The organism is Wenyingzhuangia gilva, from assembly GCF_030519655.1.
Lineage (GTDB): Bacteria > Bacteroidota > Bacteroidia > Flavobacteriales > Flavobacteriaceae > Wenyingzhuangia > Wenyingzhuangia gilva.
On sequence record NZ_JAUMIT010000001.1, the window covers coordinates 671,752 to 695,473 of the forward strand.

Below are 23,722 nucleotides of genomic sequence, written 5' to 3' on the forward strand. Positions count from 1 at the left end.
TCCTTATGACATCATGACTCCACTAATTTTTTTGTGAACCAAAATAGCATAACTATCAGACATTCCTGCCACGTAAGAACAAACGCTCATAATACGTACGTACAAACTTTCTGATTGGTTTTTAAACTCCTGTGGCAACATCATTAAAGTTAATTGATCGTAATTAGAGGCTTTTCCTAAGTAAGAATTGTTCACTGCATTGATAAAAACCTCTAACAAATCTGAAATAATTTTGTACCCCGCTACTTCTTTTTCTACCACACTTCTACTATGATAAATTTTTTCAACACTAAGTTTAATGATGTCATTAATCTGCGCTTCGTATTTACATCTATCTAACAAAGATTTATCAAAAGTACCCTCTAAAATACTTTCTTCATTTTCTATAAAAATCTTAACTGCCTCGTTAATTAAAGTACTAATTGCTAGGGCACGCAAATAACTTACCCTATCTTTTTTAAGTTGTAAAGAATGATATTTATGGATATCTATTTTATCCTGCACCAACTTAATCATATATTCTAAAGCAAATTCTTCATCAATCAAACCAAGATTAATTCCGTCTTCAAAATCAATAATGGTATAACAAATATCATCAGCAGCCTCTACTAAATAAGCCAAAGGATGACGGTGATAAGCAACATCATTTCCGGTACGCATGGTTTTTAAACCCAAGGTCTCTGCAACATCAACGAACTTGTCTTTTTCAGACTGAAAGAAACCAAACTTTTTATCTACAATATGTTTAGTGGCTTTTTTAGGCAAAGATTCTTTAGGATATTTCATAAACGCACCCAAAGTAGCGTATGACAATCTTAATCCGTCTTTTACCCCTAAACCGTCTTGAGTTAAAATTTTAAATCCGTTGGCATTTCCTTCAAAATCAATTAAATCTTGCCATTCTTTATCTGTTAACTCAGCTTTGAATTTTTGTCCATTTCCCGAATTAAAATATTCTCCAATAGACTTTTCTCCACTATGACCAAAAGGAGGATTTCCAATATCGTGAGATAAAGCCGCAGCCGCCACAATAGCCCCAAAATCATTAAAAGTGTATCCTAGTTCTTTTAAATAAGGATGTTTTTCTAACAATTGTTTTCCTACAATTCTACCCAAAGAACGCCCTACTACAGAAACTTCCATACTATGCGTTAACCTTGTGTGCACAAAATCGGTGTCAGACAAGGGAATTACTTGTGTTTTGTCTTGTAAACTTCTAAATGCGGATGAGAATACAATTCTATCAAAATCTACCTCAAAACCTAATCTGGTTTCATCTTGATCTTTTCTAAAACGACCATCTTTATCGCCTGCTCTTTTAAGAGATAATAATTGTTCCCAGTGCATATTTAAAATTTATATGAAAATCCTACAACAGCCTGTACTCCTTGAACTCCATAATTTCTATATAGCTCATATTTATTACTTAACATGTTGTATAAATTCACGTGTGCATTTAATTTTTGGTTGATTTCATAGCCCATTTTAAGGTTCATATCTAAAAAACCATCTAATTTTTTTGGTTGATTTGCTGGTGATACTGAATATCTTCCATCAACAATATTGATTCCCAATTGAGAGAAAAACTTATCTTGATGATAATTTAAATAAGTCTCCATTTCTATTTCTGATAAATTCCACGCTTTTGTTTGCTCTTTTGGATCATAAGAATTAAAAATTACATTTCCCCCGGCTTTTACATATTTAGAAAAATCTACTTCTACATTTGCTTTGGCAGATAAAACATTTACATCATCATACACAACACCAAAACTATTTCCCATAGTAAAAACCTGATTTACAGTAAAAGGTTGATTATTATGAACAAACAAAGCTTGATTTTTCATTGCTTTATAGCTTCCCTCAACACCATATCTAATGTTTTTTGACAAAGCCCCATCTAACCCTACAAATAAATCAACTGGAGTATGACTGGTTTCGATATTTAACGTTGGTGATACAAATGGATTTTCTGAAGCCAAACTAGCATAAGAATTTTGAGTCATTTGACTTCTAATTCCTCCATGTAAATTCATAATATCTTGTACCAAAATAACATCTGCTTGTACTTTTGGCAAAAACAAAAAATCTGTTTTAGAAACTTCTTTATTATTATTAATAAACAAACCTAACTCCGTAGTTAATCTAAAAACATCTGTTTTATAGGTATAAGATGGCGTTACTCCAATGTTTAAAAAACTATAATTGATGTTGTCTTCACTTCCATAACTTTGATTAAAACTTCCGTTTAAATACTGAAAATCAATCTTAGCTTTAATGATGTCGGCAAACAAACTTGGACTCAATTCTGTTCCTAATTTTAGATTGACTTCCGAACTGCTAAAATCATCAGAAAAAAACTGAAGCGATGGTGTTAAAGTCTTTACAAAAGTATCTTTATAATCTAAAACTCCCGAAAACTTTAAATTCTTATATGATTGTTTCACATTTTGATCTTGATATGTTGTTGATGGAATATTAGCATCCAATCCATACCAATGGACTAAGTTATTCTGATAATCCACATCAGCTCTCCAGTCTAACTTTTTCCCTTTTTTGGTTAAGAACAAACCTAAATCTACTTTCCACTGACCATTGTCAACTCTTTTATTGTCAATTCCGTTTTGTGAATTATAGCTTGTTAAACTTATACCATACTCATAATCTTTTTTGGTTTTTTGTGGTTGTAACAACAACTCAAACTCTCCATTTCCATAAAAACCAGCAGCACCATAAATATAATTGTAATAATTCGTCGGCTTAGGATCATCAATATTTACATACACCACTTTTTTAGCAATGGGCACAAAATCTGAAGGCACACCTTTAGAATTTATTTGATAGGTTAATTGTTTTTTTGGAAAACTCTCTGTTTCATTTGGAGAAGTTTTAAGCTTAAAAACATCGGAAAGTGTTGGGTTGAATGAAAACTCCACCACTACATCTTCTTTTTTTATTTCTTCTTGTTCTTCCTGTGCATAAGTAGTAAACACAGTAGCAAACAAACTTAGTATTATTAATTGTTTCTTCATCTTACATTTCGTTTACAGCTTCTAAAATCAGTTCGTCTTCTTTTACTTTCTTATTTTCAACTGTACTTGTTGGTTCTTTTTCTTTGGCTTCTTCTCCTTTATATTCTTTTAACAAAGTGTTGGCTTCTTCTATTACATCTTTAAACTCAGTAGCATTTTTAAGCACGTTGTTTAAAATAAAGTTTGCCTGAAAATCATCATTAAGCGCATGAAAGTTTTTAGCCATTAACAACAATCCTTTTACTCCCCAATATTTGTACCCTTGGAATTTACTAGCCAACAATTGTACTTGCTCATTAGATTTTACAAAGGCTTTGTCTTGATTTAACCATAAAGCTTTGTAATAATTTGCTTCTGCTTTTACATTTCCTTTTCCAATGGTTTCTAATTTTTGGTAATAGGTTTTGGCCGTTGCATATTGTTTCAATTGAACCGAACTTCTTGCTCCGTATACATAGGCATCTGCCACAGCATCTTCAGAACTTTTATTGTTTTTTAGAACAACATCAGTATAAGCCAATGCTTGTTTGTAATTTTCTTTTTGATAATAATACTTCATCAAATTGCTTTGGGCATACACTTTACTTTGGGCATTTGTTGCTTCTTTTTCTATTCTTAACAACAATTCACTAGCCAAATCCCACTCTTCTTTTTCTAAATAAATTTGAGACAATTTGCTTAATGCAACCTCTGTATATTCGTTGGTATTTACCTTTAATACTTCTTTATATTCTGGAATGGCATTTTCTTTAGCATCGGTATTAAAATAAGCTTGGGCCAAATAAAAATGTGCGGTTAAGGCATGAATTCCATTCGGGAAATTGATTAAATATTTTTTGCAACTAGAAATGGCTTCTTTTAATTCATTGGCAAAATATTTACTTTCTGCAACCTCAAACATAGATTTATCAATATCTGCATCAGAAATGTTTATAAATTCTAACTGAGTAGCCCATTTTGCATATACCTCTACTTGATCCATGTCTTTATAAACCTGTTCCGCCATTTTTACCGCTTGTACGGCTTCGGCAGTTCCAGGATAATCTGCAACCAATTGTCTTAACACTTTAACAGCACCTTCGTTGTTGTTAGAGTTGAATAAAATAATTCCGGTTTTTAATTTGGCTTTACTCACCAAAGGACTTTTTGGAAACTTATAAATTAAATCATCATAGGCTGTCAAAGCCTCTTTATTCTGACTTTTATTCGCATATAAATTCCCTAATTCATAGTAAGATTTATCTAAATATGGAGAGGTTTTAAACTGACTTTGTAAAGTCTTTAACGTTTCTTTTTTCTGATCGTCTTTTCCTAAAAACCCGTAAGACAATGCTTTTTGATACATGGCATAATCTACCTGATTTTTATTTTCTTTGATGATTTTATTATAATTCTCTAAAGCACTCCAATAAGTTTTATTCACAAAATGACAATCCGCTATACGCAATTCAGCATTTCTTTTCTTTGCATCATCATTGGCTACAGTAAGATATTTTTCAAAGTAGGTTAAAGCATTGTTGTACTTTTTTTGTTGAAATAAACTATAAGCCAGACCATACAATCCATCAGGATATTCTTTTAAAGATTCTGATACTGGATTGTTCACAAACATTTCATATTCGTAAGCAGCATCTTTAAAATTGTACATTTCTGATAAACTTTCGGCCATCCAAAACAACGCTCTTTGCTTGGTTTGTTTATTGTTATACATATTTGCCGCTTTACCAAAAACCGATAATGCTTCTTTGTATTTACGAGCCGTAAACAATTCAAAACCTCTTTGCAACAAAATTTCTTGATACTGTGTATCCTTGACTAGTTTTTGAGTATCATAATAATTAAGAGCTCCTTCGTAATCTTTAAATTGCAAATAAGCACTCACAATTAATCCTTCAATCAACTCAGAAGATGGTGCGTTTGGATATTGATCTACAAAACTTTGTAAAACCTCAGAACTACTTTGATAAGGATTCCCTATTTCATAACTCAACTTTGCATAATTTAAAAAAGCATCTTGTTGAATTCCAGCATCAAAAGTCATTTCTGATGCATTTTTAAATGCATTTAAAGCCGGTGTTTTCTGATTTAATTTCAAGTAACAATCTCCTAAATGATAATGTGCATTTTGAGAAACAGCACTTTTTTCATCAGTAATTTTATTGAAATTTTCAATTGCCGAATGGTAATCTTTTAGTTGATAATAAGCGTATCCTAGAAAGTAATAATCTACCTCTGACAATTTTCTATGTCTACCTCTATATTTAACCAAATAAGGAATTGCTTTTTTATAATTCTGTAAATAAAAATAACTTTCTCCAATAATTTTAGCCATTTCAGACTGCTCTAACAAGCCATTTACTTCAGGATAATAAGCTTCCCCTAAGTCTACCACTTGCTGATATTGTTTTTGATGGTATAAAATCACCAATTTTTGATAAGCAATTTCTTTGTGATATTTTGCTTCGTCTTGAATTTGATTAAAATGATACAAAGCCGTATCATAATCTTTATTTTCCATGGCTATATTCCCTAAATAATAATGTGCTTCTTTTTGGTAAGCTCCACTTTTTGATATTGGAATTAAATATTGTTTTGCCTTGGTGTAATTTTTCTGGGTATAATTGGCAAAGGCCAATTTGTAATTGTAATTGTTTTCTTGCTCATCTGTCAACAATTTAACATCTAATTTCTGAAACCAATCCAAAGCTTTTTGATGATTTTTTCTTTGAAAATAGTAATTAGACAAAGCCAAAATCAAATCTGTTTTCTGACTCGTAAACGGATTTGAAGCTAAATATTTTTCTGTTTCACTTCCAGCATTAGATTCATTCAACGCTAAATTGGTTAGCATTTGATATACTTGAACAGAAGATTCTTTATAGTCTTCTAACACAACTTTCTGTAAATATTCTTTTGCCAACGAGTATTCTTCTTTATCAAAAGCCAAAACTGCTTTAGAATACCACTTAACTGATGGGGTTTCTTTGTAACTATTTTGAGCCATTAATGTCCCCGAGCTAAAGAGCACAACACTAACGATTCTCACAAATTGTTTCTTCATAAATTCTTTCTATTTATTCAAAGATTAAAATTAAATAATCTACCTCTTAATTAACGGTATCCAACCGTATTTATTTGAAAAAACACAAAACTAAATTAAGCCACTGTAAAACGCTTGTTTATTTTAAGATTCCCTAATTTTTAAATATGTTTGTATAAAACAACTACCATATGTCTCAGCCTGTTTTATACTTAAAAAACGCCAATATTTTTCAAGACAATATTTTAATCCTTAAGAATTTAGATTTTGAAATCAACAAGGGAGAATTCTTTTATTTAATTGGAAAAACAGGAAGTGGAAAAAGTAGTTTGTTAAAAATACTTTATGGTGATTTACCATTAGTTGACGGAATTGGAGAGGTAGTTGAGTATGATTTGCCTAGTTTAAAAGAAAAACAAATTCCTTATTTAAGACGTAAAATTGGAATTGTATTTCAAGATTTTAAATTACTAAATGATAGAAGCATTAATGAAAACTTACTATTTGTTTTAAAAGCTACAGGTTGGAAAGACAAAGATAAAATGCACAGCAAAATAAACGAAGTCTTAACCAAAGTTGGTTTGCAAGAAAAAGGCTACAAAATGCCTTTTCAACTTTCTGGTGGGGAACAGCAAAGAATTGCCATTGCAAGAGCTTTATTGAATGATCCTGAATTAATTATTGCCGATGAACCTACAGGTAATTTAGATCCTAAAACTTCCATGGAGGTGATGGAATTGCTAAATCAAATCCATCAAAGTGGGAAAACTATTTTAATGGCCACACACGATTATTCTTTAATTTTAAAATATCCTCAACGTACTTTTAAGGTTGAAAATGGAGAAGTTTTTGAAGTAGTGCATCAGCAGTAAATAGTTATGATATTTTTCTAATTTTTATAAAATAACCTATTTTATAAAAACCAATGAGTTTATTAGCGTAATATCCTTGTAACAGAAAATACTTAAGAAGCTTATTAGTTAACAAGAAAATGAATCCTATAGACTCTCTCTGTATAAAGTTCAATTTTTTATAAAAGCATAACAACCTTACATGCTCATAAAACATGACATCATTTTCTAATTTTAATGATATTTTTTTTAGACTATGAAGAGCCTCTTCCATTTTTTCAATAAATATCTTATTAGATTCTAAATCCATATTTAAAACCGGATTATCAATATGTTTTATTTCAATTTTAGACTTCATTAATTCATATCCAAACAAAGTATCTTCATGTCCATAACCAATAATTTCTTCATTAAAAGACAAAGTATTAAATATGTTTTTATCTATTAAAAAGTTATTAGTCATAAAGGTTAAGTAAGGATGTTTCAACCTCTCTTTAAGAGGCTTAGCCTCTATATTTCTTCCATACATCCAACTTAACTTTTCTTCTTTCCTAGAAAGCTCACTAAGATAAACTCTCCCTCCATAAACAACTATTTTCTCTTTTAAAACCTTTAAATAATTTGTTATAAAACAATTATTAATAGCCATAGAATCACAATCTAAAAAAAGTAAAAATTGATTTTTAGCATAATCTTTAAACAAGTTTCTAATTTTTGAACGACCTACATTCTTTGGTAACTCAACATAAACATGCTCTTTTAAACAATTCCTGTTTGTTGTTTTAAATGTTTCAGAACCATCGTCAATAACAATCAATTCCAATTTTTCATCTAACAAATCCATTTGGTCTGTTAATGCTTTTACAAGTTTTGTAATGTCATAATTATATACAGGAATACAAATTGAAATCATTTTACCTATGGAATTATTTCATTAAAGTTAACATTTCCTTATACACTTTTCGCCAACCTTTCCAAATATCTGTTTCCGATAAAGAAGAATTATGCCAAAGAGAAACAAACAAACCGTTAACGCTGTTTACCTCATCAATTAAACTTTTTATTTCTTGAATTCCTTGTTCTGGATTTAATTTTAGATATTGATTTAAAGTTCCATCCATCACCTGAAAAGGTACAATCCACAAAGGTCTTGCTGCTTCTTTTTCTAAATTGTAAAATGGATAAACATTACAAATTCCAGCTCTAAAACCAACTTGAGAAGCAAAGCCCATGGTATAATCTACTTTAACTCCGTTGTTGATTAGATTTTCATAGGTAGATGGAAAGCTCATTTTTAAAAAATGTTGACGACTAATTGTTATTTTATCACCTAATATCTTCTCTAATCTTTTTATTTCCTTGGCAACTTTTTCTGGTTTTTGATTAGACTGATAAGAAGGATGAATTCCTATTTTGTGTTGTTGACTCAATTTTAAAATCAATTTTTTTAATCCTCTTTTTGAAGGATGGATATTGTTATCAAATTCAGCCCTGTTTCCTAACAAAAAGAAATATTGGGTATTCACATTTTCTGAATGTTTTTCAATAAAATTATAGGTATCAAATGGATCTTTTTTAGAAGTTATGTAATTTTTTCTCAATCCAATTTCTTCTTGATTTCTTTTTAAAATCGCTTTTGCAAAACCACCCCAAAACCTTATAATCCCTTTTGCTTTATAAGCATAAGCAATATCAATATCTAAAGTGTTTAAAAAACTTATTTTCTTTATAGGAAAACATAAGTTTGGAGATAGTTCTAGTAATTTCTTTTGCAAGAACATTACCCATAAATTCACTACAGGCTTTTTTAAAAATCCATTTTTAAAAGCCAAGCTGTTTTCGGCGGAAAAACGTCCATGAATATCTGACTCAAAAGGTAAATACTCTTCATATCTGGTAATCATATAAAAAGTAGCTGCAAAAATATCGTAAGGCAGTTCTCCGTTAGTTTTAAATAAAAAAGGAATTTCATCTATCCAATCTACTTGAATATCCTGCTCTACAACACCTTTCTGAAACAATAAATTTGACGGAATGATTTGTAAAGAATTATCAATATTTTTTACCGAGTAATTTATTTTATGTTTAAAAGAGGTTTCAAAATCAGTTTGATGATTTGTCAACTCATAATCAATCCCAATCACATATTTAAATATCACATTTAAAGTGTAAATCAATCTAGATGAAATAATATCTGAATAAATAATCATCATAAAAACTTGCTATAAACCTGCTTAATCACTTCTGATTCTTTTTCCCAATTCAAATCTTGTTTGGCTAAAATAAAACTTTCCTTATAATCATTTTTGTTGGTTATAAGTTTCTGCAAGGTCACAACAATACTTTTTATAGATTTAGTATCAACAACCTCTCCAACGTTATAGGCTTTAACCAAATGCTTCATTTCTGGCAAATTAGAAACCAAGCATGGAATTTCAGCATGTATATAGTCAAACAATTTATTAGGCAAAGCATACTTATAATTCATTCCTAAGTTCTCTTCTAACGACAATCCAACATCAAACAAAGGAGTAATACTTTTCAGATCTTTTGGAGGTACCTTTCCATATAAAAGCACTTTGTCCTCCATATCAGCTTCTTTAATTTTTACCGCTATTTTATCATATATATCCCCATCACCAAAAACACACAATACTGTATTTTCCATCTGAGAAACCACATCAATCATCAACTCAATACCTCTTCCTATATTAACAGCTCCTTGATAAATAACAGCTTGTTTATTTTCTATAAAACTTAGAATTTCATGATCTACTGTGTTTGTTTCATTTACTGACACAGGTACATTTCTTAAAATGTTTAAAGCAACATGATATTTTTTTTCATAGTAATCAGCAATAGAAAAACACACCGTAAAAATATCTTTTAATTTGGGAAAAATAAACTGCTCAATGGTTAACCAAGTCTTTTGAATTCTGGGTCTGTGAATTAATTCTGGTACTTCTGTAAACAATTCATGACTATCATAAACAATAGGTTTATGACATATTTTTGAAACTAAAAAATTTGGCAATAAAGTATCTAAATCATTAGATAATAAAATATCTTTTTTAGTAAAAAGCAAAAAACAAAACAATCTAAAATTATACTCAGCGTAAAACAATGGTCCTTTATTAAACAAAAGTTTTATTCTGGTTGTTTTATAATTTCTATGAATGGATAAACTGTTTTTTAGTTTTCTACCTACCAGGTGAATACTAAAACCCATTTCTTGCAACGTAGTGCAAACTTTATGCACACGCTGGTCTACAACTAAATCATTGGTAACAGAAACGACAATTGTTTTCAAAAAAATATTTTAGCGAAATATACTAAAATTAATAGACTAGCACCTGTGTTTAAAGGACTAAAGCGGTTCTTTTTTATAACCTAAAATTTCAATCCCTTTTTGCATGATTAAAGAATTTGGAAAGGTAATCGTTTCACCTTTGTCAGTTTCTATAAAAAAATAGAATCCTGTAATGTCTTTTACCTCTCCTGTTAAATCAAAATCTTTGTCTAAAATCCTAATCCTACTTCCTATTCTTACAGGATGATTGAAAAATAAAATAACACTAGCTGTTAAATTTGATAACAAAGACCATTGAGCAAAAAATCCAACTCCCAAAACAGCTAATGTAGAAGATACAAAAATTGAAAGCTGATTAGAATCTACTCCCCAAATAACGGCTAAAATGGTACCGAAAATTGCATAAATGATTAAATAACTTAAAACGATAATAATTTTTCGTCTATTGGCATCTATCGATTTTACAAAACTAAATTTATGAATGGCGTTTTTTATGAAAAAAATAACTACCATCATGATAACAACAGCAATAATACTTAATAATATCTCTTTTTTAAGAATAATGTGAGAATCCATTTTTATGTTTTTTACCAAGGTAAAGATACGTCAAAAAAGGAACATTCATTGACTACTTCTGTATAAATAAGCTAAAGAACTCGATGTAATTTATCGAACAACAACGTTTTTAATTGAGTGTAATTCATCACATCTTGCAAGGCTTCTACTCTCTTTTCTTCATCAGCAACTTCTTGCATTAACTCTTTCACTTTCAACTCAATTAAAACCCTTCTTAAATTTAAGATTGCATCTTGAACCAATTTTTGCAATACATCTGTTTTTTGAGCAACTTCTATTTCTTTTGATGCCCAATCACTTAACACATATCGCTCATCGTCCATTAAAATATTTGTGACTTCACTAGCAATTTCTTGATCTTCATGACTTGTTAAACGCTCTACAGCTAACTTTTCTTCTTGGTTGATTTGGTAACTAATTTCTTTGTAAATTTTTTGAAATAAAGGATTGGTAAATTCGATTTCATCATCTTGTAATTGTAAATACAACTCATGTGCAACTGTATTAGTATACTCTTCTTTTACCATAATAACTTTTCCTCTATTATCATGATCTTCAACCCAATCAATAAAATTTACTTCATGATTTCCGTACAATAATAAAATCTGAATAATTTCACGCTCATACAACTCTAAAGTATTAATTCCTTTAGGAACCTGTATACCACCCGACTTAGTTTTCCCGCCTTGCGTAGCCGTCATTTCACCTTCTTGAGCCATCATCATTTCATGAAAAGCAGCATCATCGGGCATGTCATTTCCCGAAGCAGTATTTTGAACAGGTTTGGCTCTATTTGAAGAAGCAATTGTCATTCTAGGTGATGAAGGACTTGGTTTTCTTTCGGTATCTCTAGCCTGTCTATCTAGCATTTGAGCTAGCTCATTAAACAAAACCGTTTCGGAAATCTCCATCATTCTTGAACACTCCTGAATATAAACTTCTTGTTTAATACTATCTGGAATCTTAGAAATACTCATCACAATATCACGAATCAACCCTGCTTTTTTAATAGGATCATTCTTTGCTTCTTCTAACAATAAAGAAACTTTAAAGCTGATAAAATCTTGTTGATTGTTTTCTAAATATTCTTTTAATTCCTCCGTTGTTTTTTTCTTAGCAAAAGAATCTGGATCATCTCCATCAGGAAAAGTTACCACCTTTACGTTCATTCCTTGCTCCAAAATCAAATCAATACCACGAACAGATGCTCTTAATCCCGCCGCATCACCATCAAAAAGCACAGTCATATTGGGCGTTAACCTTTTTACCAAACGAATTTGATCTGGTGTTAAAGCTGTTCCTGAAGAAGCCACCACGTTGGTAATTCCACTTTGATACATGGAAATTACATCCGTGTATCCTTCTACCAAGTAACAATTATCTTCTTTTGATATTGTTTTTTTGGCTTGGTAAATTCCGTATAAGATTTTACTCTTGTGATAAATTTCACTCTCTGGAGAGTTTAAATATTTAGCTGCTTTTTTATCGTTGGTTAAAATTCTACCACCAAAACCTAACACACGACCACTCATACTGTGAATAGGAAACATGACACGACCTTTAAAACGGTCAAATTGTTTTCCACCTTCTTTTACAATAGTCACACCTGTTCGTTCAAGATATTGTAAATCGTACCCATCTTTTAAAGCCGAATCTGTAAAAGCAGTCCATTCATCCAAACAATATCCAAGCTGAAATGTCTCAATCATTTCATTGGTAAAACCACGTTCTTTAAAATAACTTAACCCAATAGCCTTTCCTTTTTGGGTATTGAGCATGGTTTTATGAAAATAATCTTGTGCATATTTAGAAACCAAATACATGCTTTCTCGTTCATCTGCTGCTTCTTTTTGCTCGTCAGATTGTTCGGTTTCTTCTATAATAATATTGTATTTATTCGCTAAATAACGAATGGCTTCGGGGTAAGAATAATGCTCATGTTCCATTAAAAATGAAATAGCATTTCCTCCTTTACCTGTACTAAAATCTTTCCAAATTCCTTTTACTGGAGACACCATAAAAGAAGGTGATTTTTCATCTACAAAGGGAGAAAGTCCTTTGTAACTACTTCCAGATTTTTTTAAAGTCACAAATTCCCCTATTACCTCCTCTACTCGAGCAGTTTCAAAAACACGATCTATGGTTTCTCTTGAAATCAAGGCAATTACGAATTATGAATTAATAATTATATGTTAAGAATTACGGATTGTTTTTTGAATACTTCCAATAATCCTCAACAATTCATCTACATCAGACAAAAACTCATCACTAACTTGATTGGTCTAGATACCCTGTATCTCTTAACAACCTAAGCCAGTAATGAGTTTCTCTTGCTTCTTTGTAAGCTATGGTTAATTTGGCATAAAAGTCTTTTCTACTTTGCCCTTCTATAGCCTCTTCAACATTAGCTCCTATTGAAGTTCCTGACTTCAATAATTGTTTACTTAATATAAACTCTTTCTTTTCATGAATTAATGACTTGTACAAACTAACAATTTTAATAGCAAAGGCATAACTTTTTTCCTGAATGATATTATCCTTTTTCATCGCCTAAATTGTTAATTCATACTTCCTAATTCATGATTTTAATTACGAAGCTTGCTTCAATTGTTTTAGCATCGTGCTGCTTAATTTACTTTCAGCATATTCTCTTGTTACTTCAAAAGAAGTCTCATCGGTACTAGGCATATCAAACATAGCATCAGTAAAAATAGCTTCACATAAAGATCTTAATCCTCTTGCTCCGAGTTTATATTCAATTGCTTTTTCTACAATATAATCTAAAGCTTCATCATCTACCGTAAATTCAATTCCATCCATTTGGAATAGCTTGGTATATTGTTTAATTAATGAGTTTTTAGGCTCTGTTAAAATAGCGCGTAAAGCTGTAGCATCTAAAGGATTCATATAACTCAACACTGGTAAACGACCAATGATTTCAGGAATTAATCCAAAGTTTTTTAAATCTGTTGGAATGATATACTGTAACAAATTTTTGTCATCAACTCTGTCTTCACTTAAAGAAGCTCCAAAACCAACCGCTTGTCTGTTTAAACGCTTACTGATGTTACGTTGAATTCCTGCAAAAGCACCTCCAGCAATAAACAAAATATTCTTAGTATCAACTTCAATAAATTTTTGGTCTGGATGTTTACGTCCTCCTTTTGGAGCCACGTTTACCACCGTTCCTTCTAATAACTTTAACAAAGCTTGCTGCACTCCTTCCCCAGAAACATCACGAGTAATAGATGGATTATCTCCTTTACGAGCAATTTTATCAATTTCATCAATAAAAACAATCCCACGTTCAGCACTTTCAACATCGTAATCTGCTGCTTGCAACAAACGACTTAAAATACTTTCTACATCTTCCCCTACATAACCTGCTTGTGTTAACACAGTAGCATCTACAATAGAAAAAGGTACATTTAACATTTTTGCAATGGTTTTTGCAATTAATGTTTTTCCAGTTCCAGTATCTCCTACCAAAACCATGTTGCTTTTTTCTATTTCTACTTCTTCTTCAGAAGTATCTGGTTGTGTTAACCTCTTGTAATGGTTATAAACCGCTACGGCCATGGTCTTTTTAGTCTGATCTTGACCAATAATATATTGATCTAAAAACGCCTTAATTTCCCTTGGCTTTTTTACCACTAAATCAGCATTTTTACCAACAGTTTCTTCTGCTGTTTCCTCTGATAAAATTCCATAAGCCTGAGACACACAACTATCGCAAATGTGTGCATCCACTCCCGCAATTAATAAGTTTGTTTCTTCCTTCTTACGCCCACAAAACGAGCACTCCATTCCTTCTTTTGACATTTTCTATGCTTTTTGCCTCAAACAATTTGCTTTTGACTATTTACTTCTTGTAAGAATTTCATCTACCATTCCATAAGCTTTCGCTTCGTCTGCTTTCATCCAGTAATCTCTATCAGAATCTTGAGAAACTTTGTCAAAAGGTTGTCCTGAGTGATTCGCAATAATAGTATATAATTCTTGCTTTAATTTGTTGATTTCTCTAACAGTAATCTCCATATCAGTTGCTTGTCCTTGTGCACCTCCTAGTGGTTGGTGAATCATGACACGTGAATGTGGCAACGCAGAACGCTTTCCTGCTGCTCCTGCACACATTAATACCGCTCCCATACTTGCTGCCATACCAGTACAAATAGTTGCTACGTCTGGTTTGATGAATTGCATAGTATCATAAATACCTAAACCTGCATAAACACCTCCTCCTGGAGAATTGATGTAAATTGAAATATCTTTTGTGGCATCTACAGATTCTAAAAACAGCAATTGTGCTTGAATGATATTAGCTACCTGATCGTTAATTCCTGTTCCTAAAAAAATAATTCTATCCATCATTAAACGAGAGAAAACATCCATTTGCGTAATGTTTAACTGACGTTCTTCCATAATATATGGCGTTACTGAGCTTACTATTTTATCGTAATGTGTACTACTAATACCGTGATGCTTAGTAGCGTATTTTTCAAATTCTTTTCCGAAATCCATATGTTCTTTTCTTAAGGGTTACAAAGGTAAATATACTAAAGTAAAGTTGAATTAAATAGTCTGAGAAATCCTTCATTATTTATTATAAACAATGATTTTAGTACTTTAGCGTTTCATTAACATTTGAATCTATTTTTTATGAAACATATATTAGCGCTTTTTTTACTATTTATTTTTACGACAAGTTTTGCGAAAGAGCATAAAATCAATATTATCAGCAAGATAACTCAAACCAATACTCCACAACAAACAAATAACAAACTAGAAAATCCTTTTGAAGCGAAAGAAAATATTGGTCTTCAATTTGATTATTTGTATAAAAAATCGACCACTTATCAAGAATATAAAGTCATTAGTATTTCTTTATACAATACTTTAAAAAGTAGTGTTTTGGATTCTATTCAGTCACAAAAAAATATTATTGCAGAAAAAAATGGCTTTATTACAGATAACAAACAACAAATAGCATCGTTACAAGAAAAACTAACTGACACACAAAACAAACTAGAAAAAGCAATCTCTCTTAAAGAAAGTAGATCTATTTTAGGAGTTTCATCTAGTAAAACCGTTTTTTCAACAGTTCTTGCCATTACCTACATTACCTTGTTTGTTTTACTTGGATTTTTCATTTTTAAATACAAACAAAACCTAGGAATAACCAATAAAGCCGTTGCCGATTTAAATAATCTAGAGGTTGAGTTTGAAAAACACAAAAAGAATTCCTTAAAACGTTTCCAAGAAATTAGTCGAAAATTACAAGACGAATTGAATAAAAAATGGAAGAAGGAAAAATAACCTCTTCTTTTTAAGTTATTTCCTTATTCTTGTTTGCCTATCTTTGCAGCTAGAAATTTAGGAATTATGTCTTTTGAAAATTTAAACCTTAACAACCAACTTCGCAACGCTATTAGCGATTTGGGATACACCGAACCTACAAAAATACAAGAAGATGCTTTTCCTTGTATTATGTCTGGTAGAGATGTTGTTGGTATTGCACAAACAGGAACCGGTAAAACTTTTGCTTACCTAATGCCTATTTTGCGCATGTTACCCTATTCTGAACAAAAGCATCCTAGAGTTTTAATTGTAGTGCCTACTCGTGAATTAGTTGTACAAGTGATAGAAGCTTTAGACAAGTTAACTCCCTACCTTAACGTTCGTTATGGTGGAATTTACGGAGGAGCCAACATCAACAAACAAAAAGAAATGATTCACAACGGCTTAGATATTTTAGTATCTACACCAAGACGTGTGATTGATTTAGGAATGGCTGGAGCTTTAAAACTTAAGTTTATTCAAAAATTAGTGATTGATGAAGTTGATGAAATTTTTAACCTTGGTTTTAGATTACAGTTGATTGATATTATTGATTTGGTTCCTAAAAAGAAACAAGCCATTTTATTTTCTGCAACCATGACAGATGAAGTTTCTGAATTGATTGAAGAATTTTTTAACAATCCTATTAATGTAGAGTCTGCAGCATCGGGAACTCGTTTAGAAAACATAGATCAAATGGCCTTTGTAGTGCCAAACTTCTATACTAAAATAAACCTATTAAACTATTTATTACAAGATGATGAAGACATGACACGTGTTTTGGTTTTCATCAAGCACAAATATTTGGCCGATCTAGTTTTTAACGAAATTCAGGGAATGGCAGAATATCCAGAAGATTCTTTTGCTTTGATTCACTCTAACAAAACACAAAATTACCGTTTGCGTTCTGTAGAAAATTTTAAATCAGGAAAACACAGGGTCTTAATTACTACCGATGTTTTATCCAGAGGAATGGACATTCCTGATGTAACACATGTAATCAATTTTGATTTACCTAAAGAACCTGAAGCTTATATGCACCGTATTGGTAGAACTGGTCGTGCTAGTAACGAAGGTTTTGCTTTGTCTTTTATTACAGAAAAAGATAGTGAAATGGTTGAAGCTATTGAATCTTTAATGGATTATGAAATTCCTAAATATGATTTACCAGAAGAAATTTTTGTTGAAAGTAAATTATTAGAAGAGGAAATTGAAGTTGAAGATATCACTCCTTATCAAAAATTAGGATCTAAAGAATTTGCTCCTGGACCTGCTTTTCACGAAAAATCTGAAAAGAATCAGAAAGTTAATTTAGGAGGTAGTTACCGTAGAATGATTGCCAAAAAATACAAAAAACCTCAACGTAGAAGACCTAAGAAGTAGTTAATGGTTAATGGTTAATGGTTGATGGTTGATGGTTGATGGTTGATGGTTGATGGTTGATGGTTGATGGTTGATGGTTGATGGTTGATGGTTGATGGTTGATGGTAAAAGTATCTTTTTGATTTACAACACTTCATCAATTTTTAATTGTTTTCCGTTAAACGTAAAACAATCATCTTTTTGCTTCCCTAATAGTAATTGACCTATGGGCGAGTTGATAGAAATGACCATAAAAGTTTTTCCCTCATATTTTACTTGTCCAATACTTGTAGCTAAAAAATAATAACCTCCATTTGCTACAACCAAGCTCCCAATTTGAGCTTTGTTTTTAGCAGATGTTTCTATTTTACGTAAACTGTTTTTTTGAGACAAAACCGTTTGATATTGTTGCCCCAATTTTTCCATTTCTAACTGTAACATTGCCCTACCCGTTTCATGCTTATCACCAGCAGAACTCTTGGTTTCTGAATTTAAATCTTGTTGATAACCATTGATGGCTTGCTGAATATTTTCCAATTTTTCATCAATAATCCGAATACACTTAGTCAACAACTCCTCTTTATTTACCTTCATAAATCTAATTTTAATTGAATGTATTGTTTTACTGTTTTGGGTTCTTCGTTATTTAAATTACTGATGGAAATCCCCAACAATCTAACTGATTCTTTTAATTCTTCTTGGTATAAAAGTTCTTTCACTACAGGAAAAATATCCGTTTTCAAATGGATAAATTTATCCAAAGTTTTACTCCTAGTGGTTTGATTAAAATCGCTATATTTTATTTTTAACGTAACCGTTCGCCCTTTTACATTGCTTTTTAACAACCTGTTTTCTATTTCATTAGTCAAAGCTTCTAACTTTTCTATAATAAAAACCTCTGATGTTAAATTTTCTAAATAAGTATGTTCTGCTCCTACAGATTTTCTTGTTCTTGAGGGTCTTACAGGACTGTTATGAATACCTCTTACAATATTGTAATAATGCTTTGCCGAACTTTTAAAATGCTGTTCTAAAAACGCCAAACTTTTACTCTTTAAATCAGCCCCGGTAAAAATTCCTAATTGATACATTTTTTGTGTTGTTACTTTTCCTACTCCATAGAATTTTCTGATTTGTAATTTTTCCAAAAAAGGAATCACCTCATCTGGCGTAATGGTTTTTTGTCCATTAGGTTTGTTTATATCAGAAGCAATTTTTGCCACAAATTTATTAGGAGCAATTCCTGCCGATGCATACAAACCCGTACGTTTAAATATTTCTTCTCTTATTTCTTGTGCAATCATTGTAGCTGATTGCATTCCTTTTTTATTAATAGTAACATCTAAATAAGCTTCATCTAAAGACAGAGGTTCTACCAAATCTGTATACTCATAAAATATTTTTCTTATTTGATTTGACACTTCTTTATAACGAGCAAAATCAGAAGGAACAAAAATTAAATCAGGACACATTTTTTTAGCCAATGAACCTGCCATAGCAGATTTTACTCCAAACTTCCTAGCTTCGTAACTGGCTGCAGCAATTACTCCACGCCTTCCATCACCTCCAACCGCAATTGCTTTTCCTCTTAATTCAGGAGCATCTAACTGAGCTACCGAAGCAAAAAAAGCATCCATATCCACATGAATAATTTTACGAACGATAAAAAATGATTCTTCCAATTATAATTAAAATAAGTAAAACAAAAATAAACATCTTAAAACTAAAAAAGCCTCATCAAAAAAATGATGAGGCTTTTATTATATTTTCTATTTTTTAAATAACTCCTTGAGCGAGCATTGCATCTGCAACTTTTACAAAGCCCGCAATGTTAGCTCCTTTTACATAGTTAACATAACCATCTGCTTCTACACCGTATTGTTCACAAGAAGCATGAATATCTCTCATAATTTCTTTTAATTTCTCATCTACTTCGGTACGTGTCCATTTGTAACGCAAAGCATTTTGTGTCATCTCTAATCCAGAAGTTGCTACTCCACCAGCATTAGATGCCTTTCCTGGTGCAAATAATATTTTTGCCTTATGGAAAACTGCTACAGCTTCTATGGTTGATGGCATATTAGCTCCTTCGGTTACACAAATACACCCATTTGCAACCAAGGTTTTTGCATCTTCTTCATGCAATTCATTTTGAGTGGCACAAGGAAAAGCCATGTCACATTTTTCTACCCAAGGCGTTTTACCTTTATGGAATACGGCTGATGGATAAACATCTACATATTCAGATATTCTCCCTCTTTTTACATTCTTTAAGTCTTTGATGTAATCTAACTTTTCTTGAGTAATTCCGTCTTTATCATAAATATATCCTGAAGAATCTGACATCGTAACTACTTTACCCCCTAGCTGAATACATTTTTCGGCAGCATATTCGGCCACATTTCCTGACCCTGAAATTAAAATTGTTTTCCCTTGAATAGTTTGATTCTTAGTTTTTAACATAGAATCCGCAAAATAAACGGCTCCATAACCTGTCGCTTCAGGTCTAATTTGAGAACCTCCCCAAGACAATCCTTTTCCAGTTAACACTCCTGTGAATTCATTTCTTAGTTTTTTATACATTCCAAACAAGAATCCAACTTCACGAGCTCCTACACCAATATCACCAGCAGGAACATCTGTATCATGACCAATATGTCTAAATAACTCTGACATAAACGCGTGACAAAAACGCATAATTTCATCATCTGATTTTCCTTTAGGGTCAAAATCTGAACCACCTTTACCACCACCCATTGGCAATGTGGTTAAGGAATTTTTAAACACTTGCTCAAATGCCAAAAACTTTAATACACTTTGGTTCACGGTAGGATGAAATCTTAACCCTCCTTTGTAAGGACCTATAGCTGAATTCATTTGAACTCTATACCCCCTGTTTATTTGAACTTCACCACTGTCATCTACCCAACAAACCCTAAATGATATTAATCTTTCTGGCTCTGCTATTCTTGATAATATTTTTTTCCCTGCATAAATATCATGCTCAGATATATAAGGAACAACCGTTTCTGCAACTTCTTGAACTGCTTGTAAAAATTCGGGCTCATGCCCATTTCGAATTTTTATATCGTCCATAAACTCTTTTACTCTTTTATCCATTTTTTTCTTTTATTTTCTTGTTATCTATAACAATCAAAAACAATAAACATACCAACTCAGTATTTTATTTTTTTGATTTTAAATTAAATATTCTACTAATATTAAATCCAAAAAAAACGTCTCTTTTAGACCAATTTCCTCCTGCTTGAGTGATAAATGCATTCTCGTACATTCCTTGTGCATTGCTAAAATGTAATTGAAAAACATGTCCTCCAGTTTCTATTTCATACCCAATAGAAAAAACATTTCTATACGGACTTGTGCTTGCTCTATTTAAATGTAAGCCATAATCTACCACAATTCCCATTCTTTTGGTAAATAAATATCTACCTCCAAAACCTAAAGCATATTGTAAATTATCTTGTTCATCAACTTCTACCAAACCATCATGCAAAATAGTTGGTACAAATTCAACAGAAAGTTTCTCATTAATTTTACTAGCCATAATTAATTGATGTGTACTTCTTAATCGATTAGAAAACTCTAAGCCTGGCAGTAAATCTTTATCTAAAGATGTGTCTATTCCTAATAGATGATGTCCTGCAATGGTAAACGGAAAACCGTCCTTTTTTTGGTTGATGATATGATATTTCGCTCCAAAATCGTATGTTTTTCTGAACTTACTCCTAGAAAAACTAAGATTTATTTTATCGGTTAACCCATAAACAAATTGCAATCTTGTGGAAGCATAGTCCAACCCAAACAAATCATCAATTCCATTTTTTATGGTTCCAAACCTATGTGCAACAATAAAATTAAGATGATTTTTAGGAACCAATTTTGGCGTTTCAAAATTGACTAACTTATAACCTTTAAAAGTGGATGTGACTACTACCTTTTCATCACTATCCGTTTCATTTAATTGATCTAATAAACTATTTTGAGCAAAAAGTGAGCCTGAAAGCAACAGACTAAAAAACAATCCTGTTAATTTTATCATAATTTTTTATCTTAATTTGTAAACATTTGTCGCATTAATCTACTAATACTTAAATTTAAACTCATTTATATTATGAAAAAAATATTTGCTCTTTCAATTTTCACTTTATTCTTAGTTAGTTGTTCTAATGACAGTGAATCTGATCTTATGGAAAAAGCTCCTGACAACAACGAAAATCCAATAGACACTAGTGGAAAAGTTACTTTTACCAAAGATATTTTACCTTTAATACAAAGCAAATGTAGTTCTTGTCATGTATCAGGAGGTTCAGAAAGCAACTATACCGTTTACAATACTGCAAGAAATTCAGCTTCAACAATAGTAAACAGAATAAACCGTACCCAAGGTAGCGGAGGTTTTATGCCTGAAGGTAGAAGTAAATTAAGTACTGCAGAATTGGCTCTATTTGATCAATGGATTACGGATGGAAAACTAGAATAATGATGAAAAAGACATTTTTTTACTTATCAGTTCTGCTAAGCACAACTTTTTTTTACGCACAAGAAAGTATTTATAAAACTGATAAAGCAATTATTACTTTTGATGCTGCTAAAAACAATATTGAACCTATTAGCGCTAAAAACAATCAGGCAAAAATAATCATCAACACCAAAACAGGAGAAGTGGCTTCTGTAATGAGTATGACTGATTTTGAGTTTCCAAATAAATTAATGCAAGAGCATTTTAATGAGAATTATATTGAAAGTGACAAATACCCTAAAGCAACATTTGTTGGTGTGATTGAAAATTTTGCTGCTACTGATTTTTCCTCAGAAAAAACCTTAAAAGTAGTGGGTACTTTTAAAATTCACGGCGTAAGTAAAAAGAAAAACATAGACCTAAAAATCATAAAAACCAAAGAGTATTATACTTTTAAAAGCGAGTTTAAATTACAACTTGAAGACTTTAAAATAAAAATTCCAAGTGTTGTGTTTTATAAAATTGCCGAAGAAGTGAATGTTTCTTTAGTTGCAGACTTAAACAAGCCCTAAAAAAAAGCCTTAAAACTATATACAAATACCTCAAAACTCTGAAATAGTTTGTTAAATTTGCAATCTAATTTCTGAATAACAATTATGTTAGATAAAGTTAAAGAACTGATTGGCGAAGTAAATGATTTTAAGGCCACTACTAAAGAGGAGCTTGAAGCGTTTAGAATTAAGTACATGGGTAAAAAAGGGATTTTAAATGATCTTTTTGCCGAATTTAAAAACGTAGCTAACGATCAGAAAAAAGAATTTGGACAAGCATTAAATACCTTCAAAAATGCAACCGAAGGAAAAGTAAACGAATTAAGAGCAAGCTTAGAAGAATCAAACTTAAACGCTAGTAGTTTAAATGATTTAACAAGACCTGCAGAACCTATATCATTAGGTTCTCGTCATCCAATATCTATTGTTAAAAATCAAATTATTGATGTGTTTTCTAGAATCGGGTTTACGGTTTCTGAAGGGCCTGAAATAGAAGATGACTGGCATAACTTTACTGCCTTAAACTTACCAGAATATCATCCTGCAAGAGACATGCAAGACACATTTTTTATTGAACAAAATCCTGATATTTTATTGCGTACACATACTTCATCTGTACAAACAAGATATATGGAAAACAATGAACCACCGATTAGAACTTTATCTCCGGGTAGGGTTTTTAGAAATGAAGATATTTCTGCTCGTGCTCACTGTATTTTCCACCAAGTAGAAGGTTTGTATATTGATACTGACGTTTCTTTTGCCGATTTAAAACAAACTCTTTTGTACTTTACTCAAGAAATGTTTGGTAAATCTAAAATACGTTTACGTCCTTCTTACTTCCCTTTTACAGAGCCTAGTGCTGAGGTTGATATTTACTGGGGATTAGAAACTGAAACTGACTACAAAATTACCAAAGGAACAGGTTGGTTAGAAATTATGGGATGTGGAATGGTAGATCCTAATGTATTAAAAAACGCCAATATAGATCCTACAAAATATAGCGGTTACGCTTTTGGAATGGGTATAGAACGTATTGCTATGTTATTATATCAAATTCCAGATATTAGAATGTTTTATGAAAATGATGTTCGTTTCTTAGAGCAATTTAAATCTATTAACTAAACACATTCTGAAATAATAATTTTAAAAGCTACATGGTTCCAAAAAACCATGTAACTTT

21 protein-coding genes and 1 pseudogene are annotated in these 23,722 nt (G+C 31.3%); 6 read left to right on the plus strand and 16 right to left on the minus strand.

Going from position 1 to position 23,722, the window contains the following annotated elements; translation table 11 throughout:
• Positions 1 to 3: 3 nt before the first annotated feature.
• Genes QVZ41_RS03095 through QVZ41_RS03105 form a run of 3 tightly spaced genes read right to left on the minus strand, consistent with a single transcriptional unit; the run spans position 4 to position 6,093 of the window.
• Positions 4 to 1,347, minus strand: coding sequence for a deoxyguanosinetriphosphate triphosphohydrolase (locus tag QVZ41_RS03095; RefSeq protein ID WP_302883082.1), 1,344 nt, complete (start codon positions 1,345 to 1,347; stop codon positions 4 to 6).
• A gap of 2 nt (positions 1,348 to 1,349) precedes the next feature.
• Positions 1,350 to 3,032: a TonB-dependent receptor gene (locus QVZ41_RS03100; RefSeq protein ID WP_302883083.1), complete on the minus strand. Its 1,683-nt coding sequence runs from the start codon at positions 3,030 to 3,032 to the stop codon at positions 1,350 to 1,352.
• Between the two features lies 1 nt (position 3,033).
• A complete protein-coding gene (locus tag QVZ41_RS03105; RefSeq protein ID WP_302883084.1) occupies positions 3,034 to 6,093 on the minus strand; it encodes a tetratricopeptide repeat protein in 3,060 nt (1,019 codons plus the stop codon).
• Between the two features lie 170 nt (positions 6,094 to 6,263).
• Here QVZ41_RS03105 and QVZ41_RS03110 point away from each other — a divergent pair, with 170 nt between their 5' ends.
• Positions 6,264 to 6,944, plus strand: a complete 681-nt coding sequence (locus tag QVZ41_RS03110) for a cell division ATP-binding protein FtsE (protein ID WP_302883085.1) — start codon at positions 6,264 to 6,266, stop codon at positions 6,942 to 6,944.
• A gap of 4 nt (positions 6,945 to 6,948) precedes the next feature.
• Here QVZ41_RS03110 and QVZ41_RS03115 read toward each other — a convergent pair whose 3' ends face one another.
• From QVZ41_RS03115 to clpP, 8 genes and pseudogenes are all read right to left on the minus strand, one after another.
• On the minus strand, positions 6,949 to 7,836 hold the full coding sequence (locus tag QVZ41_RS03115; protein WP_302883086.1) for a glycosyltransferase: 888 nt from the start codon (positions 7,834 to 7,836) through the stop codon (positions 6,949 to 6,951).
• A gap of 13 nt (positions 7,837 to 7,849) precedes the next feature.
• On the minus strand, positions 7,850 to 9,133 hold the full coding sequence (locus QVZ41_RS03120; RefSeq protein ID WP_302883087.1) for a polysaccharide deacetylase family protein: 1,284 nt from the start codon (positions 9,131 to 9,133) through the stop codon (positions 7,850 to 7,852).
• Positions 9,133 to 10,233, minus strand: coding sequence for a glycosyltransferase (locus QVZ41_RS03125; RefSeq protein ID WP_302883088.1), 1,101 nt, complete (start codon positions 10,231 to 10,233; stop codon positions 9,133 to 9,135). The genes QVZ41_RS03120 and QVZ41_RS03125 overlap by 1 nt, the downstream gene beginning before the upstream one ends.
• A 57-nt stretch (positions 10,234 to 10,290) precedes the next feature.
• Positions 10,291 to 10,809 carry a mechanosensitive ion channel domain-containing protein gene (locus QVZ41_RS03130; protein WP_302883089.1) on the minus strand — a complete coding sequence of 173 codons (519 nt, stop codon included), beginning with the start codon at positions 10,807 to 10,809 and terminating at the stop codon, positions 10,291 to 10,293.
• Between the two features lie 71 nt (positions 10,810 to 10,880).
• A complete protein-coding gene (dnaG, locus tag QVZ41_RS03135) occupies positions 10,881 to 12,968 on the minus strand; it encodes a DNA primase (protein WP_302883090.1) in 2,088 nt (695 codons plus the stop codon).
• Positions 12,969 to 13,001: 33 nt separating this feature from the next.
• Positions 13,002 to 13,356, minus strand: a pseudogene (locus QVZ41_RS03140) (four helix bundle protein).
• A 42-nt stretch (positions 13,357 to 13,398) separates the two neighbouring features.
• Complete coding sequence (gene clpX, locus QVZ41_RS03145; protein WP_302883091.1) at positions 13,399 to 14,631, minus strand: ATP-dependent Clp protease ATP-binding subunit ClpX; 1,233 nt, start codon at positions 14,629 to 14,631, stop codon at positions 13,399 to 13,401.
• A 36-nt stretch (positions 14,632 to 14,667) separates the two neighbouring features.
• Positions 14,668 to 15,330, minus strand: coding sequence for an ATP-dependent Clp endopeptidase proteolytic subunit ClpP (gene clpP / locus QVZ41_RS03150; RefSeq protein ID WP_302883092.1), 663 nt, complete (start codon positions 15,328 to 15,330; stop codon positions 14,668 to 14,670).
• 138 nt (positions 15,331 to 15,468) lie between these two features.
• Between clpP and QVZ41_RS03155 the strand changes: the two genes are divergently transcribed.
• Both QVZ41_RS03155 and QVZ41_RS03160 read left to right on the plus strand, forming a co-directional pair.
• Entirely contained in the window at positions 15,469 to 16,125 is a 657-nt protein-coding gene (locus tag QVZ41_RS03155) for a hypothetical protein (RefSeq protein ID WP_302883093.1), read from the plus strand.
• A gap of 66 nt (positions 16,126 to 16,191) precedes the next feature.
• A complete protein-coding gene (locus QVZ41_RS03160; RefSeq protein ID WP_302883094.1) occupies positions 16,192 to 17,529 on the plus strand; it encodes a DEAD/DEAH box helicase in 1,338 nt (445 codons plus the stop codon).
• Between the two features lie 14 nt (positions 17,530 to 17,543).
• Here the strand turns inward: QVZ41_RS03160 and QVZ41_RS03165 are convergent, their stop codons facing one another.
• The 5 genes from QVZ41_RS03165 to QVZ41_RS03185 all read right to left on the minus strand — a co-directional run bounded on the left by QVZ41_RS03165 (position 17,544) and on the right by QVZ41_RS03185 (position 21,568).
• Complete coding sequence (locus QVZ41_RS03165) at positions 17,544 to 17,666, minus strand: hypothetical protein (RefSeq protein WP_302883095.1); 123 nt, start codon at positions 17,664 to 17,666, stop codon at positions 17,544 to 17,546.
• Positions 17,653 to 18,102, minus strand: coding sequence for a 3-oxoacyl-ACP synthase (locus QVZ41_RS03170; RefSeq protein WP_302883096.1), 450 nt, complete (start codon positions 18,100 to 18,102; stop codon positions 17,653 to 17,655). The genes QVZ41_RS03165 and QVZ41_RS03170 overlap by 14 nt, the downstream gene beginning before the upstream one ends.
• Positions 18,099 to 19,190 carry a DNA polymerase IV gene (gene dinB / locus QVZ41_RS03175; protein WP_302883097.1) on the minus strand — a complete coding sequence of 364 codons (1,092 nt, stop codon included), beginning with the start codon at positions 19,188 to 19,190 and terminating at the stop codon, positions 18,099 to 18,101. The genes QVZ41_RS03170 and dinB overlap by 4 nt, the downstream gene beginning before the upstream one ends.
• 94 nt (positions 19,191 to 19,284) lie before the next feature.
• A complete protein-coding gene (gene gdhA / locus QVZ41_RS03180) occupies positions 19,285 to 20,628 on the minus strand; it encodes an NADP-specific glutamate dehydrogenase (protein ID WP_302883098.1) in 1,344 nt (447 codons plus the stop codon).
• A gap of 64 nt (positions 20,629 to 20,692) precedes the next feature.
• Positions 20,693 to 21,568, minus strand: a complete 876-nt coding sequence (locus QVZ41_RS03185; protein WP_302883099.1) for a DUF5777 family beta-barrel protein — start codon at positions 21,566 to 21,568, stop codon at positions 20,693 to 20,695.
• A gap of 72 nt (positions 21,569 to 21,640) precedes the next feature.
• Between QVZ41_RS03185 and QVZ41_RS03190 the strand changes: the two genes are divergently transcribed.
• The 3 genes from QVZ41_RS03190 (at position 21,641) to pheS (ending at position 23,664) form a co-directional block, all read left to right on the plus strand.
• A complete protein-coding gene (locus tag QVZ41_RS03190) occupies positions 21,641 to 22,009 on the plus strand; it encodes a hypothetical protein (RefSeq protein WP_302883100.1) in 369 nt (122 codons plus the stop codon).
• 2 nt (positions 22,010 to 22,011) lie between these two features.
• Complete coding sequence (locus QVZ41_RS03195; RefSeq protein ID WP_302883101.1) at positions 22,012 to 22,560, plus strand: YceI family protein; 549 nt, start codon at positions 22,012 to 22,014, stop codon at positions 22,558 to 22,560.
• Between the two features lie 84 nt (positions 22,561 to 22,644).
• Positions 22,645 to 23,664, plus strand: a complete 1,020-nt coding sequence (gene pheS, locus QVZ41_RS03200; RefSeq protein WP_302883102.1) for a phenylalanine--tRNA ligase subunit alpha — start codon at positions 22,645 to 22,647, stop codon at positions 23,662 to 23,664.
• Positions 23,665 to 23,722: the final 58 nt, after the last annotated feature.

Bases quoted from the DNA above. Each gene is read 5' to 3' on its own strand.
- QVZ41_RS03095 (WP_302883082.1), bottom strand. From the start codon at position 1,347: ATGCACTGGGAACAATTATTATCTCTTAAAAGAGCAGGCGATAAAGAT.
- QVZ41_RS03100 (WP_302883083.1), bottom strand. From the start codon at position 3,032: ATGAAGAAACAATTAATAATACTAAGTTTGTTTGCTACTGTGTTTACT.
- QVZ41_RS03105 (WP_302883084.1), bottom strand. From the start codon at position 6,093: ATGAAGAAACAATTTGTGAGAATCGTTAGTGTTGTGCTCTTTAGCTCG.
- QVZ41_RS03110 (WP_302883085.1), top strand. From the start codon at position 6,264: ATGTCTCAGCCTGTTTTATACTTAAAAAACGCCAATATTTTTCAAGAC.
- QVZ41_RS03115 (WP_302883086.1), bottom strand. From the start codon at position 7,836: ATGATTTCAATTTGTATTCCTGTATATAATTATGACATTACAAAACTT.
- QVZ41_RS03120 (WP_302883087.1), bottom strand. From the start codon at position 9,133: ATGATTATTTATTCAGATATTATTTCATCTAGATTGATTTACACTTTA.
- QVZ41_RS03130 (WP_302883089.1), bottom strand. From the start codon at position 10,809: ATGGATTCTCACATTATTCTTAAAAAAGAGATATTATTAAGTATTATT.
- clpX (WP_302883091.1), bottom strand. From the start codon at position 14,631: ATGTCAAAAGAAGGAATGGAGTGCTCGTTTTGTGGGCGTAAGAAGGAA.
- clpP (WP_302883092.1), bottom strand. From the start codon at position 15,330: ATGGATTTCGGAAAAGAATTTGAAAAATACGCTACTAAGCATCACGGT.
- QVZ41_RS03155 (WP_302883093.1), top strand. From the start codon at position 15,469: ATGAAACATATATTAGCGCTTTTTTTACTATTTATTTTTACGACAAGT.
- QVZ41_RS03160 (WP_302883094.1), top strand. From the start codon at position 16,192: ATGTCTTTTGAAAATTTAAACCTTAACAACCAACTTCGCAACGCTATT.
- QVZ41_RS03165 (WP_302883095.1), bottom strand. From the start codon at position 17,666: ATGAAGTGTTGTAAATCAAAAAGATACTTTTACCATCAACCATCAACC.
- QVZ41_RS03170 (WP_302883096.1), bottom strand. From the start codon at position 18,102: ATGAAGGTAAATAAAGAGGAGTTGTTGACTAAGTGTATTCGGATTATT.
- gdhA (WP_302883098.1), bottom strand. From the start codon at position 20,628: ATGGATAAAAGAGTAAAAGAGTTTATGGACGATATAAAAATTCGAAAT.
- QVZ41_RS03185 (WP_302883099.1), bottom strand. From the start codon at position 21,568: ATGATAAAATTAACAGGATTGTTTTTTAGTCTGTTGCTTTCAGGCTCA.
- QVZ41_RS03190 (WP_302883100.1), top strand. From the start codon at position 21,641: ATGAAAAAAATATTTGCTCTTTCAATTTTCACTTTATTCTTAGTTAGT.
- QVZ41_RS03195 (WP_302883101.1), top strand. From the start codon at position 22,012: ATGAAAAAGACATTTTTTTACTTATCAGTTCTGCTAAGCACAACTTTT.
- pheS (WP_302883102.1), top strand. From the start codon at position 22,645: ATGTTAGATAAAGTTAAAGAACTGATTGGCGAAGTAAATGATTTTAAG.